The sequence below is a fragment of the Flammeovirga sp. SJP92 genome (assembly GCF_001583495.1).
Taxonomy (GTDB): Bacteria; Bacteroidota; Bacteroidia; order Cytophagales; family Flammeovirgaceae; genus Flammeovirga.
In genome coordinates, this window is record NZ_LQAQ01000020.1 from 87,859 (window position 1) to 105,676 (window position 17,818).

At 36.6% G+C, this 17,818-nt stretch carries 13 protein-coding genes; 2 read left to right on the forward strand and 11 right to left on the reverse strand.

Going from position 1 to position 17,818, the window contains the following annotated elements; translation table 11 throughout:
• Positions 1-3: 3 nt before the first annotated feature.
• The 9 genes from AVL50_RS06740 to AVL50_RS06780 form a co-directional block, all read right to left on the reverse strand.
• Positions 4-663 (reverse strand): urease accessory protein UreF, encoded by a 660-nt coding sequence (locus tag AVL50_RS06740; protein WP_062615725.1) that lies wholly within the window; start codon positions 661-663, stop codon positions 4-6.
• A gap of 11 nt (positions 664-674) precedes the next feature.
• Positions 675-2,384, reverse strand: coding sequence for an urease subunit alpha (ureC, locus tag AVL50_RS06745; RefSeq protein WP_062615805.1), 1,710 nt, complete (start codon positions 2,382-2,384; stop codon positions 675-677).
• A gap of 43 nt (positions 2,385-2,427) precedes the next feature.
• A complete protein-coding gene (gene ureA, locus AVL50_RS06750; RefSeq protein ID WP_062615726.1) occupies positions 2,428-3,168 on the reverse strand; it encodes an urease subunit gamma in 741 nt (246 codons plus the stop codon).
• A gap of 189 nt (positions 3,169-3,357) precedes the next feature.
• Positions 3,358-4,113 (reverse strand): urea ABC transporter ATP-binding subunit UrtE, encoded by a 756-nt coding sequence (urtE, locus tag AVL50_RS06755; RefSeq protein ID WP_062615727.1) that lies wholly within the window; start codon positions 4,111-4,113, stop codon positions 3,358-3,360.
• Positions 4,114-4,497: 384 nt separating this feature from the next.
• Positions 4,498-5,256 (reverse strand): urea ABC transporter ATP-binding protein UrtD, encoded by a 759-nt coding sequence (urtD, locus tag AVL50_RS06760; RefSeq protein WP_062615728.1) that lies wholly within the window; start codon positions 5,254-5,256, stop codon positions 4,498-4,500.
• 21 nt (positions 5,257-5,277) lie between these two features.
• A complete protein-coding gene (gene urtC, locus AVL50_RS06765) occupies positions 5,278-6,393 on the reverse strand; it encodes an urea ABC transporter permease subunit UrtC (RefSeq protein ID WP_062615806.1) in 1,116 nt (371 codons plus the stop codon).
• Positions 6,394-6,519: 126 nt separating this feature from the next.
• The gene (gene urtB, locus AVL50_RS33480) at positions 6,520-8,130 is read right to left on the reverse strand and encodes an urea ABC transporter permease subunit UrtB (RefSeq protein WP_216639016.1); all 1,611 of its coding nucleotides are present in this window, start codon (positions 8,128-8,130) and stop codon (positions 6,520-6,522) included.
• A gap of 188 nt (positions 8,131-8,318) precedes the next feature.
• Positions 8,319-9,572 (reverse strand): urea ABC transporter substrate-binding protein, encoded by a 1,254-nt coding sequence (gene urtA, locus AVL50_RS06775; protein WP_062615729.1) that lies wholly within the window; start codon positions 9,570-9,572, stop codon positions 8,319-8,321.
• Between the two features lie 58 nt (positions 9,573-9,630).
• Positions 9,631-10,962 carry a hypothetical protein gene (locus tag AVL50_RS06780; RefSeq protein ID WP_062615730.1) on the reverse strand — a complete coding sequence of 444 codons (1,332 nt, stop codon included), beginning with the start codon at positions 10,960-10,962 and terminating at the stop codon, positions 9,631-9,633.
• 282 nt (positions 10,963-11,244) lie between these two features.
• On the opposite strand from AVL50_RS06780, the gene AVL50_RS06785 reads away from it, so the two are divergent.
• A complete protein-coding gene (locus AVL50_RS06785; protein ID WP_062615731.1) occupies positions 11,245-11,883 on the forward strand; it encodes a hypothetical protein in 639 nt (212 codons plus the stop codon).
• 95 nt (positions 11,884-11,978) lie between these two features.
• On the forward strand, positions 11,979-12,638 hold the full coding sequence (locus AVL50_RS06790; RefSeq protein WP_062615732.1) for a response regulator transcription factor: 660 nt from the start codon (positions 11,979-11,981) through the stop codon (positions 12,636-12,638).
• A gap of 89 nt (positions 12,639-12,727) precedes the next feature.
• Here the strand turns inward: AVL50_RS06790 and AVL50_RS06795 are convergent, their stop codons facing one another.
• Both AVL50_RS06795 and AVL50_RS06800 read right to left on the reverse strand, forming a co-directional pair.
• The gene (locus tag AVL50_RS06795) at positions 12,728-13,810 is read right to left on the reverse strand and encodes a hypothetical protein (protein ID WP_157491185.1); all 1,083 of its coding nucleotides are present in this window, start codon (positions 13,808-13,810) and stop codon (positions 12,728-12,730) included.
• 360 nt (positions 13,811-14,170) lie between these two features.
• Positions 14,171-17,518, reverse strand: a complete 3,348-nt coding sequence (locus AVL50_RS06800) for a two-component regulator propeller domain-containing protein (protein ID WP_062615734.1) — start codon at positions 17,516-17,518, stop codon at positions 14,171-14,173.
• Between the last annotated feature and the right edge of the window lie 300 nt (positions 17,519-17,818).

Below are 17,818 nucleotides of genomic sequence, written 5' to 3' on the forward strand. Positions count from 1 at the left end.
ATCTTAATTTTGAAAAAGTTTTGTGTATAAATATTTGTGTGAGAGCTGTGCCATTTCTACAATGTAAGTGCATTTATAGGCTTGCTCTACTGAAGGTATTTGGTCAATAGTAAACGTTTCTTCGAGTTCCTTCAATAGATCGCTCTGCATTTTGTGTCCTTGCGATGGACCGAGTGTTCCCAAACGAATGATGGCACTCAATTGATCCCTTACAATCATAAACAAGTAGAGGATACATACATTTTCTAATGAGTACCCCAATAGCTTGCAAGTGTAGCCGAAGATGATCAAAAAATCGGGATCGGTGTTTTCTACTGGCCAAAGGGCTACATCTTCACCATGCAGTTGCATGATGGCTCTTTTCCAGTTTTTCCCCAATACAACCCCTGCCTTTTTAATGGCCGGATTCAATAGCATCACATCATAGCTTTCGCATAAATGCGGTAAATCTTCTGCTTCTGCCTCAAAGGCTTCCTTTACAAAAGCCATATCAAACTTGATGATTTGATGAAGGTAATCTTTCAGGTATTGGTTTAACCCTTTTACATCCGAAATGATCCCCGACTTTACGGCATATTCTAATCCATTGGAATAGGCATAACCGCCAATCGGGAAAGCGGAATCGGCTATATGTAATATTTGATATAATTCAGTATTCAACATACAACGCTTTCTTAGAATAGGTTGTACAGTTGTGCCAAAGGAACTTTTGCGACCGGTTCACATGATAAATGTACACCGTCGGCAGTTACTTTATAGCTTTCTGGATCTACGGTGATTTCCGGAAGCGTGCTATTCAGTTTCATATCCTTTTTACCTATGTTTCTGCAGTTTTTAATGCCTACAATCTCTTTTGAAATACCGTATTCTTTTACGTTTTCAATAGAACTTTGAGAAACAAAAACAGCCGAAGTATGTGGAGCGGCTTTTCCTTTAAAACCAAACATCGGTCTTGAGTAAGATGGACCAGGAGTTGGGATAGAGGCATTCGGATCACCCATTTGAGCTTGTGCCACTACACCACCTTTGATGATGATCTCTGGTTTTGCACCAAAGAATTGCGGTTTCCATAATACGATGTCCGCCATTTTCCCTACTTCAATCGAACCTGTCACATGTGAAAAACCGTGAGCGATGGCTGGATTGATGGTATATTTTGCCACATAGCGCTTTACTCTGTGGTTGTCATTTCCTGATTGATCTTCTTCCAAGAAGCCTCTTTGCTCCTTCATTTTTGCCGCCGTTTGCCACGTTCTTGTAATCACTTCCCCCACACGTCCCATAGCTTGAGAATCAGAAGCGATAATGGATAGTGCCCCCATATCATGCAAGATGTCTTCTGCTGCAATAGTTTCCTGACGGATTCTTGATTCTGCGAAAGCAACGTCTTCAGGAATGTTTTTATCTAAATGATGACACACCATCAACATATCCAAGTGCTCATCAATCGTATTGACCGTAAAGGGTCTTGTAGGATTGGTTGATGATGGAATTACGTTCGGGTCACCACACAACATGATAATATCTGGCGCGTGACCTCCACCTGCACCTTCGGTATGGTACGTGTGAATCGTTCTGTTTTTCAAAGCGGCTTTTGAAGCTTCCACAAAACCACTTTCATTCAATGTGTCAGTATGAATACAGATTTGAACATCCATTTTATCTGCTACACTCAAACAGTTGTCAATCGCCGCTGGAGTGGAGCCCCAATCTTCATGTAATTTCAAACCGCAGGCACCCGCTTCTATTTGCTCTTCTAATGCTTCGGGGTGCGATGTGTTTCCTTTTCCTAAGAAACCAAAGTTCATCGGGTAATCATCTGTGGCTTGCAACATCATGCGGATGGCAAATTTTCCCGGAGTACATGTAGTAGCATTGGAATTGGTTGTTGGTCCTGTTCCACCACCTAAGAAAGTCGTAACACCCGAAGCCAATGCTTCATCGATTTGTTGTGGACAGATATAATGAATGTGCGAGTCAATTCCTCCTGCGGTGATAATTGCCCCTTCTCCTGCTACTACATCGGTGCTCGCTCCTACAATCATATCAGGGTGAACACCAGGCATAATATGCGGATTTCCTGCTTTACCGATGGCATGTATTTTACCATCTTTTATACCAATATCTGCTTTGATAATACCTGTATAATCGACAATCAGTGCATTGGTAATCACCATATCCAATACATCTTTTCGGCGTAAGCCTGAAGCTTGTCCCATGCCGTCTCTTAATACTTTCCCCCCTCCAAACTTGCATTCTTCACCATAAACGGTGTAATCTTTTTCTACTTCAATACAAAGGTTTGTATCGCCTAAATATAATTTATCGCCAGTAGTGATGCCGTACATATCGGCATACGCCTGTCTGCTAATTTCTTTTGCCATAATCATTTTTGTTAATTGATCGAATTGAAAGCTGTTGGAAAACCTAAACCGTTTTGGCTAGTCTTTCTTTTATTTCCTCTTCCGTCACCTGATCTACAGGACCGTTTACGATGTTGTTTCCTCCGTAAATGATCTTTTGACCAGCAATCTCTACCAACTCCACTTTTTTATTTTCTCCTGGTTCAAAACGGATCGCTGTTCCTGCAGGAATATTAAGTCGGTAACCCAGTGAAGCTATTCGATCAAAGGACAATTGAATATTAGCGTCAATAAAGTTGTAATGAGAACCTACCTGTACGGGGCGATCACCCATATTAGTTACATCTAGCGTGATAGTTTTTCTGTTCTCGTTGAGAATAATGACTCCTTCTCCTAATTCCTTTTTACCCGGTAAAGGATTGGATACATTATCCATCTCAATTTTTGTTTTCGATTTTGTCAGACCAGAACCGTATAATGCCCAATCATTGTCAAGGTTTTCATCGCAGATAGGTGAATGCACTGTAACGAGTTTGGTGCCATCCATAAAAGTACCTTCAATTTGTACTTCATGGAGCATTTTTTCCACACCGGGCATTACATCATCAATGCCTAGGATTTTCTTTCCTCTATCCATTAATTCTGCCACGGAAGCACCTTCACGGATAAACTCCAACAGTTGAGTGGAGATGAGAGCGACTGATTCGGGGTAGTTGAGTAATACACCTCTAGCGTAGCGTTTTTGTGCCACCACACCAGCATTGTGCAACATCAATTTGTCTATTTCTTTCGGACTTAGATGCATGTTAGTTGTTTTTAGTACTAAGACAAAATTATTTAATACTAATTCTATTTATTGTTTTGCGATTACTTCCTTCAAAAAACTTTAAATAGAATCACTATTTGTTCGTTTTTTAGCGTTGTACTCACAAAAAATAAATTAGAATTAATTATGATCTATTTTTGGCTTAGTACTTAGCTTAATGAAAATTATCTAAACTGATAAGTGCTTACGAATTCTATCGGCGTCAATAGTACTTGCTTCCATTTGTTCGATGACCTTACCTCTATCCATAATATAGAAGTAATCAGAAATTCGTAATGCGAAATCTAGTTTTTGCTCTACTAAAACTACAGAAATTCCTTTTTCCAATGCAAGTTTTTTCAGAATATCTCCTATATCTTGGGTGATTGAAGGCTGAATTCCTTCTGTGGGTTCATCCAAAAGCAGCATACTTGGTCTTCCGCACAATGCTCTTGCTATGGCTAACTGCTGTTGTTGTCCACCACTTAGGTTTCCTCCCGGTCGGTTTCTAAAATCTTTTAATATGGGGAATAGCTCATAGATTTCATCCTCTGGAATTTTCGCTTTTCTATTTGTACATGCATCCAAACCAATCAAAAGGTTTTCATAAACGGTTAATTTCGGAATGATTTCTCTTCCTTGAGGCACATAGCCAATTCCTGCTTTTGCTCTTTTATGTGAAGGAAGTTTTGAGATGACTTTTCCTTCAAATTCAATAGCCCCACTTTGTACATTAAGCAATCCCATTATGGTTTTTAAGGTAGTCGTTTTCCCTACTCCATTTCTCCCCATGATGGTAGTTACTTTTCCTTTTTTAGCTTCTAATTCTGTTCCCCAAAGCACTTGGCTTTCTCCATAAGAGGTTTCAAGGGCACTGACTTTTAAATGTGTTTCAAGTTTATTCCAAGAGGAAGTGATATTATTTTCTGTGGCTACGAGTTCCATTTTATTTCGAGATTAAGTGAGTCTTTTGATATAGAAATCGGGAGATTTCTGTTGATCTGCAAGGCACGAATGACGCTATCGCTTAACATTCGCGCCAGTGGTAGTACTACTTTCTAAATTAAGGTAGAATTCCCACCGGCCTTGAAGGGAAAAGCGTTAAGAATTACATGAAGAGAGCCGTAAAGAATGATTTTGCTGTTTGAGCGCAGCGAGTTTAAAATCATTTAGGCGAAAGAAATGTAATTTAGCTTTTGACTTCAAAGCCTTGAATTTTTTGCTTCGTTTTTGTTTCAAGACAAAAATGAAGAAGAAGGAAGCTTGAAAGTAGAGTCTTCAATGATTTCCTAACGGTCTGTCAAGCGTTGACAAAACGTATTAAACATACTATGCTGAACGTTGGGCCTGAGCCGAATCAGGTGCTCCCAAATAGCAATCAATAACCTGTTGATCATTTTTGACTTCCTGAAAAGTCCCTTGCGTCAAGATCGATCCTCGTACCAAAACGCTTACTTGATCAATGGCGATTTGCTCTACGAACTTCATATCATGCTCAATGACAATGACACTATGAGAATTGCTCAATTCACACAAAAGATTACCTGTTTTTTCTGCTTCGGAATCTGACATTCCAGCGGCAGGTTCATCAATCAACATCAATTCTGGATCTTGCAGTAAGACAATTGCTATTTCCAGCCACTGCTTTTTACCATGCGATAAAGAACCTGCTATTTTATCTAAATCATCCTGCAAACCTACCTTTAAGGCGATTTCATGGATTTTATCTAAGTGTTCTTTTTTTGTTTTGTAAAAGAAAGTGGAGATGATATCCTTTTTGACTTTCAAACCTAAAAGCATATTATCAAAAACCGACAAGCCCGTAAAGACTGTTGGTTTCTGAAACTTTCTCCCCACTCCCATTTCAGTAATTTTCACTTCACTCATACCGATCAATTCTTCTCCCTTGAATAGGATTGACCCTTCATCCGGTTTTGTCTTTCCACAAATTATATCCATAAAAGTAGATTTCCCTGCCCCATTGGGACCAATAACTACTCTCAATTCGTTTTCTTTTAAATCAAACTGATCCAATTTCAAAGCCTGTACTCCTCCAAAAGCCACGCTTAAGTTTTTTACTGATAACATAATTCTCTTCGTTTAGGTAATTTAGGCTGAAACATTAATAACTTCATTCTCCACATCTTCTGCTTCTTTGTTGTTTTTATCAGAGGCAAAAAATGTCTTTATATAGGCTTGAATTTGTTGAAATAAACCGATCATTCCTTTGTCTAAATACAATACTGTAATCACGAACAAGCCTCCTAAAACATACAACCATCCCCCTGGTAAAATAGAGGTGAAAATACTGTACAATAAATTGACTACGATAGCTCCTAACACGGCTCCTTTCAAGTTTCCTCGTCCACCCAAGGCTACCCAAACGATCATTTCGATGGAAGCCTGTACATCCATTCTTCCCGGTGTGATAATTCCGGTTTGAGGTAAATAAAGCATACCGCCAATTGCTGCTATCACTGACCCAATCATAAAAATGGTAATCTTGTAGGCTGATACACCATAACCTGTAAAACGCATTCTTGATTCGCTGTCTCTGATGGCGACCAAACCCTTTCCAAACTTAGATTTTGTAAGGAAAGAAGAGTAGATATAAATCAAGCATAACACGATAAAACTGAGGAAGTATAAACCTAGTTTTGTAGATGTTTCTCTAAGGTCAAACCCTAATAAATATTTGAAGTCTGTCAAACCGTTAGTACCCCCAAGCATTGTTTCATTTCTTGAGAATAAAAGGAACATCGCTAAGGCTAATGCTTGTGTAATGATGGCAAAATATACCCCTTGAATACGGCTTCTGAAGACGAAGAATCCGAAGATTAAGGAAAACAATGCCGGCACTAATAATGAAAGTATAAAGGCTAATGGAAAAGAAGAGAATGGAGCCCAGAATGTGGGTAATTCAGTGACCTGATTCCATTCCATAAATGCCGGCAATTGATGTCCTTCGGGTAAATTGGAAAGGGTCATGTACATACCGATTCCGTAAGCTCCCAAGCAAAAGAAGAAGGCTTGCGTCATACTTAGCACCCCCGTATATCCCCAGATCAAGTCGATTCCAATGGCGGCTATGGCAAAGCAAAAATAGCGACCCCACAAGGTCATGGTATTCGTTTCAACAAATCCTAAGAGATTGCCCAAGGGCATAAGTATTAGAAACAAGCCTATGAAGACTAAATGATATTTTTTCTGAATTAATGTTTTCATGATTTCAATTTCTTTGAACACGTTTTCGGATGAAGAATTTGATAATTAAGAATGTAGAATGAAGAAGTGATTCATGGTATAAAGAGAAGACTTATGAGTTTCTTCCCTCTTAACTCTTAACTCAATTTATTCTTCAGACAATCTTCCTTTGTCAGGAAAGAGTCCTTTAGGTTTGAACTGTAAGAAGAAGATGATGATGGCGAGCATTATTACTTTGCCATACACTGCTTCATAAAAGGATTCAAAGATTTTGGACAATACGCCCACACCCATTGCTGAAGCAATAATTCCTACGAGTTTTCCTACTCCACCTACTACCACAATCAAGAAAGAATCTACGATATAAGTCTTTCCCATATTTGGCACTACATTACCGATCAAAGTCATGGCACAACCCGCAATTCCTGCTAAACCAGAACCTAAGAAGAAGGTCATGGCATCAATTCTTTTCGTGGAAATTCCTAGACAAGCACTCATATTTCTGTTTTGAGTTACAGCTCTGATCTTCACTCCTAGTCTTGACTTAAAGAAAACAATGTAAGTCAGCACTCCCATAAACACCGTCAAACCGATGATAAACAATCTATTGAAAGGTAAAATCAAACCATCCATTACTTCTATACCTCCTGATAGTAATTCCGGTGATTTTACGGCAGTGATATCTCCGAAAATACTTCTACAAATCTGGATCATAATCAAACTCAATCCCCACGTTCCTAAAAGGCTTTCCAACGGTTTGTTATAAAGGTGACGGATAATTAATCTTTCGATTAAAAGTCCAATCAAACCTGCCGTGATAAATGATAATGGCAATGAAACCCAGAAATAACCTTCAAACCATGAAGCAGGCAAATAGGAAATAAAGCACTGCTGAATAACGTATGTTGTATATGCACCAATCATTAAGAACTCACCGTGACTCATATTGATCACACCTGCCAATCCATAAATGATTCCTAGTCCTAAGGCTACCAACAATAAAATACTGCCCAAAGAAATACCACTGAAAAGGTTTTGGGCTGTATTGATAAATCTTTCGCGGGCTTGTATAGTGCTGATCAGTTCACTTGCTAAAATATAAGACTGATCTTGTGGTGCATTTTCTTTTTTCTTTAAATATTGTTCCAAAGGATCTAACATTTGATCCGATGCTCCTTCACCCAATTGGGCTAAAGCATTCATCTCTAATTGCTCATTTCCACTTAAAAGCCAAATGGTATAAATGGCTTCATTTCCTGCTGCTTTGACTTTTTCATCACTTTCTGTTTTTAATTGTTCCGTCAAAAACGCAACATCCTCTAAAGTACCTGACTGCTTAAAGCGTTGATAAGCATTAAGCTTGCTTTGAGCAACAGGAGTGTACAATTGGGTATATTTTGATAAAGGACGAAACTTTAAAATATATTTTCTTGAGAGTTTTAATGGTGTTATTCCTGCCACATCACTCTCTGCTTCTTTAAATTCAGGATATACCTCATAGTATGATTTTATACCTGGAAACAGAGTGTATGCTTTCGTTCCTTTTACATAAAGTCTTTTTTCTAATACGGCACCAATGAGTGCGTAGGTATGGGGTGTTTTAGTTTCTACTAAGAAGTTAACGGCGCTGTCTAACTCCGTTTTATTATTGGATAATATCGTTTGTACACTGTTTTCTACCGTTTTCTCAAAAGAATAGGCAGTAAAGGAGAGGGTTCCCAAAATCAAGGTTAGGAACAGGAGTTTTGATTTTAACATCAGAAAAAAATTAAGTGATAGAAATGTGAGATGTGAGTGAAGTACTAATTACAATTCTTGATGTGAGAGGAGGTCATAGGCTTTACGATCACCTATGACCTAGAACTATTGACCACAGTTCTACTCACTTAAGTAGGAAACCATAAATAGTTGCTATAAATGCTTCCCTACTTAATTCTTCAATCTAACTACATAGCAAACTTGCTAAATGGTTCTGGCACCACGAGATCGTCTGTTCTTGAAATAATATCAAACTGACCATCTGCACGAATTTCTCCAATAAGTACCGGCTTCGACAAGTGATGGTTATCAGGGTGCATTTCTACATATCCGCCTGGTGCTTCAATCGAAAGACCTGAAAGTGCTTTGATCACTTGCTCTACATCTGTTGTTCCCGCTTTTTCAACTGCTTTTTTCCATAAGTATATACCTGCATACGACCAGTGAATCGGATCGTCCGTTACACGAGATTCACCGCCATGCAATCCATTTTCTTTACAATATTTTTTGAAGCTTTCCACAAACTTGAAGTTCTCCGGTGTTTTTACCGATTGGTAATAGTTCCATGCCGCCAAGTGACCTACTAAAAACTCTGTATCCATTGCTCTTAATTCATCTTCTGCTACTGACATCGCCATGATCGGGCAAGTAGAAGCTGATAAACCTTGGTTGGCAAATTCTTTATAAAAAGGAACATTACTGTCACCGTTGATCGTACTCAATACACATGCATCACCAGAAGAAGCAAAACGCTTGATTTTTGATACAATAGTTTGGTAATCTTGGTGGTGGAAAGGTGTGTATTCTTCAATAATATTTTCTTCAGGAACACCCGAATCCAATAAGAAGTTCTTTAAGATTTTGTTGGCTGTTCTTGGGAATACATAATCCGTACCCAATAAATAGAACTTTTTATAGTTACCACCCTCTTCGCTCATCAAATATTCAGCTGATGGAATCAACTGTTGGTTTGGTGTTGCTCCTGTATAAATGATGTTTGGTGATTGCTCTTGCCCTTCGTATTGTACAGGATAGAAAAGTAGTCCTTTGTACTCTTCGTATACTGGCAATACTGATTTTCTTGATACTGAAGTCCAGCAACCAAAAGTTACGTCTACTTTATCTTTCACTAAAAGTTCTTTTGCCTTTTCGGCGAATAGATCCCAGTCCGAAGCCGGGTCTACAATCACAGGCTCTAATTGTTTTCCTAATACACCACCTGAAGCATTGATTTCGTCAATTGCCATCATTAATACATCTTTTAATGATACTTCGGAAATGGCCATTGTACCACTCAATGAGTGCAATACGCCTACTTTAATTGTTTCTTGTTTTTCTGCTACAGTTTCTGAATTGGAAGATGCTTTTTTATTGGCACTACAGCTAAAAAATAGGCCGATTATAAAGATTAGAAGACAATGTCTGTTGATGATACGTTTCATAGTTAAATTATTGTTTGTTCTAAAATTGTATAGATGAGATGTTTATTCGATTTTAGATTTAGAATACAAAGATTTGAGCTTGAAGCCATACTTGACCGTAAGCTTTAGACTCATTTGTTGTGGCTACAGTTTTAGTTGTCGTAGTATAAGATAGTCTTAGATTGGTGTTATAGCCATTGAACCAATAGTTTACACCACCACCAAATACAGTAGTAGAATTATACTTATTGAAGTCTGAAATACTCTCATTTGCTCCAATCTGATTGCTTTCGGCGTTCATGCCCTGACGCTCGTAGCGCAACCATGGTTGTAATTTAAGATCTTTAAAGTAATATCCCAACTCCATGAATTGTGTATTTTGTGTAGGGATCATTGTAGCAAAAGAATATTCATTATCTGGGTTATTACCACCTGAAATATAAGAATAAGCACTATTCAAAGTGATTGAACCTAAATCTCCTACAGGCATATCTAAGAATACATCCACACCTGCAGCCAAATAATCTCCTTGTGTGTCAACACCACCACCAATTGATAATGTTTTACCTTTTCCTAAGTTGGTACCAGAGTAATAGAAGCTTTTGTCTTCGTCAAATACATTATAAACCAAACGGCCTACAGTACGGATAGGTGAAGAGCTTGTTCCTTCAAAGTTGGTTCTGCCTGAGAAGAAACCTAAACGATATTCTAATTTGTTGTTCGCAAAGAAACCTCTAAAGTTCACACCCAAATCCCTACCGAAATTACCTTGTAATGGGCTATCCGGAAACAAGTTGTAAGGATATTGATAATATGTAAAATCATTAGCCATTAAACCTGCTGCACCTTGAAGACCATTTCTGTTGTGTGATACTAACTGAAGACCACCAATTACAGAAAAGTAATCATTGAAAACATGCTCATACTGACAATCCAAGATAATCGGCGTTACAGCGACTCTTTTTCCACCATCAGCAGTTGTTGCTCCGTTAATTGGTGCTGGAATTTCAGTTTCCATAAAGAAATTACCTTTTTTTGTCAATTGTGCTCCCACCAGAATTCTTGCTCTGTAGACTGTAAAGTCTGTTGACCAATTGCTTGGATTTTCTCCTCCAGGATTTCCTCCAAATGCATAGCCATCTTGTTGGCTACCTGCAAACATGTGAATGATTGCTCCTACTGAAAAAGAGGGTTTAAATTCTTCTTCCTTTTGTTTTTCATCATTGTCATCTGCATTACTTGCAAAGATGCTCTTGGTCTCATTTTTCTCCGCATTGATTTCTTTTAGTAATGATATATCATCATTAATACGTAAGCTTGTCGATTGTTTCGATTGTGCTGATGCACTGTAGTTTACAAAAAAGAAAGTTAAGAGAGAGAAAGTAAAAGTTAAGTAGTTGGTTTGTTTCATAATAAAATTGTTATTCTTGATTACTTACGTAACAAACGTACGTAACAATACCTATCATTCCAATACTATTTTAAAAAATTACGTAATCACAACGCAAAAACATTAAAAACACTGCCATATCGCAGTTTTCAACAAAATCAACTATATATTTCAATATTTACAACAAAAACAATATATTATTACACATATTATGAAATAAAGAATAATTTATCTTACTTAGCATTTAAATAAAATAAAAAAATACAACATGAAATTACGTAAGTAACAAAACAACAATTAAGTATGCTAACAGAAAGCTTTCCTCTATTACTCTCCGCTCTTAGTATAGGAGTTATTCATACACTATCAGGCCCAGATCATTATATGCCTTTTGTTGCCTTAGCAAAAACTAAAAACTGGAGTACTACAAAAACATTAAACATAGTAGCTATCTGTGGTGTAGGTCATGTGATCGGTTCTATTGTATTAGGCCTATTGGGCGTAGCATTAGGTTGGAGTGTTTCTAATCTAGAAATTATAGAAGGACAAAGAGGCTCTATCGCTTCATGGTTTCTATTGATTGCAGGTTTACTGTATGCTGTTTATGGGATTTATACGGCCGTTAAAAACAAACCGCACTCTCATGTGGACACCAAAAAGTCACTTTCCTTTTGGGTCATCTTTATCATTTTTGCTTTTGGTCCCTGTGAACCACTGATTCCACTATTAATGTACCCTGCGGCACAGCTCAACCTCTATTTACTAGGGGCTGTAACTTTCGTTTTTGCCATTGCAACCATCGGTACAATGCTTACCAGTGTTTATACTTTAACGAAAGGTATATCGCTTGTACATTGGCATAAACTGGAAAGGTACAGTCACCTCATTGGAGGTGTTACTATCATGATATGTGGCATAGGAATGGTGTTTTTAGGGTTATAAGTCTTGCCGTTTTTATGGCATACTTCATTTTTTTAACTTTGAGTAATTGAATATTTTTTTATTACCTTACATTCTAAACTGATCTAAACCGACCTATGTTAAAGCACAGAATATTATTAGTGGATGACCATGAAATTTTCAGAAATGGTGTAAAACAACTCGTAAATAAGGAGGAAGACCTTGAAGTTGTAGCTGAAGCTAGTAATGGAGAGGAAGCCATTCCATTGGTTGCCAGTCATCATATTGATGTGGTTATCATGGATATTTCAATGCCTAAAAAGTCGGGACTGGAAGCCGCCGAACTTCTCTTGACAGAATCAAAGGAAACACGAATTCTATTTCTTTCTCTTTATGATCGAGAAGATTATATAGTGAAAGCAGTGAAAGTTGGTGCGTGTGGCTATATTCTTAAGGATGAATCCAATAAAACGTTTTTGAAAGCGATTAGAAAAGTAGCCGCCGGCAAGTATTATTTTTCAGGAGATACAAGTGATATCATCGTAAAAGGCATCCGTGAAGATAAATTCGGCAACTCTTCTTCTTCCATCAAAACACAAAATACCATCAGCTTATCCAAAAGAGAATCTCAGATTTTGAATCACTTAATGGAAGGGCTTGACAATAAAGAAATCTCAGAAATGCACTCCGTCAGTATTCGAACCATTGAAACTCACCGATTGAATATCTTGAGAAAATTAAGCGTTAAAACCATTGAACAGGCCATCGAAAAAGCAAAGAAACTTGGGGTTGTTTAGGTCGTGGCATAAATTATATATAAATACAATACCCATCCAATCTTATATCAAATACTAAGATTGGATGGGTATTGTATTTTATCAAACTTCTATTCCACTGGCAAAGAAATTCCAAATTGAAGAACATACGGCTTCCCTGTCAAATCCACTTTCATTTTAGATTCTAATGAATTAAAATTTAACACTGGAAGTATATCAGCAGCGATACTATTTCCTTCTTTATCCTTAAAAGTATAATCAATTTTATCACTAATTACCGGACAGTATGAAGAAGGGTTATAAAAATTGAAGATAATATCATTTCTATCGAGTATTATTTCTCCTATTTCATACTTTAGTTCTACAGTATAATTATGTTCATCTTCAACATAGAAATGTATATTTTGAGTTACTCTATGATTGTCTGTAATAATAGTATTTACTTCAGCTTTGACATAATTATTAATTGAGTACTGGAAAATATTAAGTTCCTCATTGTAAACTAAATCATTATACATGAAATCAGTCCTTGTTGAATTACTCTCTAAAGACACTCTAACTTCTTCTACTAAAGAATCATCCAAATCAAATAAAGGCTCTGCATTCTTATTATAATACATAAAAATAGAGCCTGCTATATGATTATAAGGTTCTATTAATTCATCATTAATCACATTTATTACATTGTTTTTTGTAAAAGTAATAATCTGTGAGAATTGATACAGATCCTTTAAAAGGTATTCAACATCATCATCATCTTGTCTTCCATCTCCATTAATATCTTTATACCTTTTCCAATAGGTATCATAAGAGACATAGATTCTGTTATGATCAATCACTTCTAAATAATTACTCGCACAGAGAACAGTTCCAATATTACTAGTATCATACATAAATTGTAAACCATCTTCACTGATTGATAATTTATATCCTCCAACTTTGTAAGTTCCAGGATAGAAGACTACCAAAGAAGTATCACTTGTTACTTTGTGATAAATAGTATCGTTTACCAAAACGTAAATACTATCATAAACTACAGTTCTTATAGTGTCATGATGAATAGTTGTTACCGTATCATAGGAAACATGATGAATAGTATCTGCTACAATAGTTTCGTTGTCTGTTGGTAATAAGTCTTTTTCACACGATACAAATAACAGTACACTCAGCACCATTAATAAAAAGTATTTCATATTAGATTAGTTAAAAGTTTCTATCAATCGTGAAAAAACTGTAAATATCCTTAAATCGCAACAATAACAGGTATTTTGACAACAAAGCACCTGATAACTGTCACAAATAGATTAAAAACCGACTAATCTAATTCTCTAACAAATATGTGAGCCAACTTTAAAGAAGTAAAAGACACACACTGAACGTTAATAAAATAATATAATGGAGTTATGCGGATGAGTAGTTCAAAATCGATTGAATCAAAGCTCGCTTTCTATCACAAAGCATCCTCCTCTAAATAATGAATCTTTTCAATTACCAACTAACCGAGTTTCTTTATAAAGTCCTACTTCTAGTTTTGCTTGAAGGAGTACACTTAATTATAGTTTGAACCCGATCACCGTAATATCATCTCTTTGATCTTCCTCTCCCTGATGTCTCTGTAGAAGGTATTCTAGTTGTTCCTTTTGTTTAGACATCTCTAATTTTGAGGTACCAGACAGTATATCTTCAAATAGTTTTTTACCAATTTTCTTTCTGAATTTATTGTTTTGATCAATATAGCCATCCGTTGAAAGATAGATTTTATCTCCTTCTTGAAGCTGAATGGAATGTGATGTAAATTTCTTCTCTTTTTTCTTCTTACTTCTACCTCCTATAGAAATATTGTCACCTTTTAATGAGATCAATTGATCTTCCTTTGTTTTATAGAAATAAACTGTGCTTTTTGCTCCAGTAAATGTCACTTCTGTTTCACCTTTTCCATCAGCAACAACCTTTAAAAGGGCTAGGTCCATTCCGTCATCAATATCAGAATTCTCCTGTTGGAGGTAATCAATGATAGAAGCATTCAGTTTTGTAAGAATCTCTACTGTGTCATATTCTTTATGTTCTTTGATGATTTTATTAAGAATTGAAATTCCCAACATCGACATAAAACCACCTGGAACACCATGGCCAGTACAATCTACCGAAGCTACAAAAGTAGTGTTGTCTTCAGGAATTGTCATCCAGTAGAAATCACCTGATACAATATCTTTAGGCTTGAAAATAATGAAGTGTTCAGCAAAGGCCCTTTGGAGCTTTTTAGCACTAGGGAGTAATGCAAACTGCATCGTTTTGGCATATCGGATACTGTCTGTCATCCTTTTATTTTTTCGCTTCATATCAGAATTAATAGACCTTACTTGCTCTATCAGCTCTGATACTTCAACGTTTTTAGCATTCAGTTCATCATTTCGCTCAGAAATCAGATCATTGGTTTCTGAAAGGTAATCTCTTTGTTGCTGAAGTTCCTCTGCTTGTTGTTGAAGTTCTTCAGACTGTTGCTGCAACTCCTCCGACTTCTCATAAATCTCTCTTGTTCTTTCCGTCACCTTCATTTCAAGTTTTACCTCTCTCAATTTGAATCGACGTACTCTCCAACGGTAAACAACAAACAGCACTAAAAAGAATGCTAATGTAAACAACACCTGAACTTCTAATCTTTCATAGAAAGTAGCCCGCTTATTAAACTCCAGTTTCACAGGGTTTTCTAACCAGGCATTATCTTGGTTTCCGGCAGAAATCAGAAAAGTATACTCTTTTGGAGGAAGGTTGGTATAGATAGCTCTCTTGCCTCCTTCAGCTTCAATCCAGTCTTTATCAAAACCCTCCAATTTATATTTATAATGAATGCCTTCGGGATGTAGTAAGCTAACCCCTTCATAAGCAATTTCCAGTCTTGTATTTCCTTCTGGAATTTCTAAATGATCACCTCGATGGTCAATTGTTCTTCCATTGACAGTTACTTTATTGATAATGACTGTTGGAGGAATTTTATCTGTCTTGATATTGTTGCAATCTACAATACTGACGCCGTCATACGTATGAAACCAAATATGGCCGTTGTCTCTGACCAGGCTTTTACCATTGGCCATCACACTTTTGGACTTCATTCCGTCTTTGGTACTGTATAATTTCAGTTGTGCTTTATCAAGCTTTCCTGCATACACCTGATCCAATTCATCAATATCCAAAGTATAAACACCCACATTACAACCTACCCACAGAAGGTTGTTCTCTTGATCTTCAATAATATTAAATGCCGATGTAACTTCTCCTTCAATCTTTCTATGATAACTAAAAACTTTATCTTCTTCAAACCTGAAAATACCATTATTAGTACCAAACCAAATCACACCTTTATGGTCTTCTGTTACTTTAAAAACAAGCTCAGAATTGAGACCATGCTCTTTCATAAAATTATGGAACTTACCCTCTTCATAAATTGTGATACCTGATTTTGTACTGATCCACAGTCTTCTTCGGCTGTCTTCAAAAATAGAAAGTATAAAGTTGTTGGCTAAACCATCTTTCGTTGTAAAAGTTTTAAAATGTCCATCCTGCTTCAGAAGGCTTAAACCATCGATGGTGCCGACCCAAATATTTCCAAAACTATCTTCAAATGTAAAGCGGGCATAAATATTACCAAGCCCGTCCAATTTGGTGTAATGCGTTGCTTTTTGATGACGGTCAACTTTGGTTAAACCTTTCTTTGAGGCAATCCATATGTTTTTCTTGCTATCGACGAGTATATCTTTCAGATTTCTTGTTTTCAATTTTGGATTATACCAGTGAGGGCTGAAAGTTTTGGTTTTGTCTTTGTAAACCGTGATTCCATTATTGGTAGCCAATAAAATCTCATCTTTTGACTCTCCTTGGGCAATGGAATATACAAATTTACCTGTTACACCTTGCTGTACTCCGTAACTGACAAATTGTCCCATGTTCAAACGGTAAGCACCGTGCTGGTACGTTCCTATCCAATAGTTGCCTTCATGGTCTTCAACAATACTACAGACAACATGTTTGTTGATTTCTTTATTTCTTGAAAATGAACTAATAGAACGGTTAAAATACCTTGCAACTCCTTTTTCTGTACCTATCCATATTGCTCCTTTTGAATCTTCATAAAGTGCTGTGACATGCTTTGAAGGAAGTTTATTCATTGCTTCAAAAACACTCAATTCAAACTCCTTATTCAGTCTTTTTAAAAAATTGTCTCCCCCAATCCACAAATTTTCTTTTTGGTCGACCACCAAAGCATTAATATTTTTGATCTTCTTGTTGACGTAATCAAACTTCTTATCATCAATTGCATATTTAAAAAGACCTTTTGCCTCTGTGCCAACCCATAGTTTCCCTGCCTTGTCCAGTAGTAAATCTGAAATGGAGGCATTTTTTAAAATAGGTGGAATGCCAGCAGTGATAAACTTCTGTTGTTTTATATCAAAATAGCAAAGTCCTTCCGGAGTACCGATCCATAAGTTTCCATTGCGGTCTTCTACTATTTTTTTGATTTCATTGTGAATTAATCCCTCTTTTTCAGTGAAGACTTTCCATTGATGATTACTGTATTTTACCAAGCCTGCCTGTGTGCCAAACCACCTTGCACTTTTGGTTTCCAGCATTACTGTAAAGGCATGAGTGGTCAACCCCTCAGTATTTCCCTGATTGATAATATACATTGATTCTCCATTATATCTAACGAGACCATTATATGTACTAAGCCATAAATATTTGTCTCTAGTTTGATAAATGTTCAAAACCCCATTGGTGGGTAAACCGTCTTCAGTAGTCAATGCTCCAAAGCTGTATTGAGACAGTTCTCTTTCATTATTCTCGTTAGCAAAAAGTAGATTACTAATAAGTAGGAAAATGATTGTAAGTACAGATCTACAAGTCATCGTTATTTATTAAATCAAGAAAAGTAACAAGTATCTATGGTGCTAAAAAAGTAATTTGCTTTAAACACCATCACCAAGCGTTACTAACCATTTATTTTAAAAGAATTGGAAGTTGTCGGTAATTAGCAAAAGAATTGAAATAAGGGAAAATACATAAATAAACATTAACAAATCACCCCTCTATCAACGGGTTTCTATTAACAAATGAATTCAGAATAGTATTTTATCATTGAATAAAAAACACATAATAAAGAAACTTTCATACGCTGTGTTACAGTAGAATAAAAGGCGAAAAAAGCT

Excerpts from the sequence above, each read along its gene's own strand:
- AVL50_RS06740 (WP_062615725.1), bottom strand. The coding sequence starts at position 663 with ATGTTGAATACTGAATTATATCAAATATTACATATAGCCGATTCCGCT.
- ureC (WP_062615805.1), bottom strand. The coding sequence starts at position 2,384 with ATGGCAAAAGAAATTAGCAGACAGGCGTATGCCGATATGTACGGCATC.
- ureA (WP_062615726.1), bottom strand. The coding sequence starts at position 3,168 with ATGCATCTAAGTCCGAAAGAAATAGACAAATTGATGTTGCACAATGCT.
- urtE (WP_062615727.1), bottom strand. The coding sequence starts at position 4,113 with ATGGAACTCGTAGCCACAGAAAATAATATCACTTCCTCTTGGAATAAA.
- urtD (WP_062615728.1), bottom strand. The coding sequence starts at position 5,256 with ATGTTATCAGTAAAAAACTTAAGCGTGGCTTTTGGAGGAGTACAGGCT.
- urtC (WP_062615806.1), bottom strand. The coding sequence starts at position 6,393 with ATGAAAACATTAATTCAGAAAAAATATCATTTAGTCTTCATAGGCTTG.
- urtB (WP_216639016.1), bottom strand. The coding sequence starts at position 8,130 with ATGTTAAAATCAAAACTCCTGTTCCTAACCTTGATTTTGGGAACCCTC.
- urtA (WP_062615729.1), bottom strand. The coding sequence starts at position 9,572 with ATGAAACGTATCATCAACAGACATTGTCTTCTAATCTTTATAATCGGC.
- AVL50_RS06780 (WP_062615730.1), bottom strand. The coding sequence starts at position 10,962 with ATGAAACAAACCAACTACTTAACTTTTACTTTCTCTCTCTTAACTTTC.
- AVL50_RS06785 (WP_062615731.1), top strand. The coding sequence starts at position 11,245 with ATGCTAACAGAAAGCTTTCCTCTATTACTCTCCGCTCTTAGTATAGGA.
- AVL50_RS06790 (WP_062615732.1), top strand. The coding sequence starts at position 11,979 with ATGTTAAAGCACAGAATATTATTAGTGGATGACCATGAAATTTTCAGA.
- AVL50_RS06795 (WP_157491185.1), bottom strand. The coding sequence starts at position 13,810 with ATGAAATACTTTTTATTAATGGTGCTGAGTGTACTGTTATTTGTATCG.
- AVL50_RS06800 (WP_062615734.1), bottom strand. The coding sequence starts at position 17,518 with ATGACTTGTAGATCTGTACTTACAATCATTTTCCTACTTATTAGTAAT.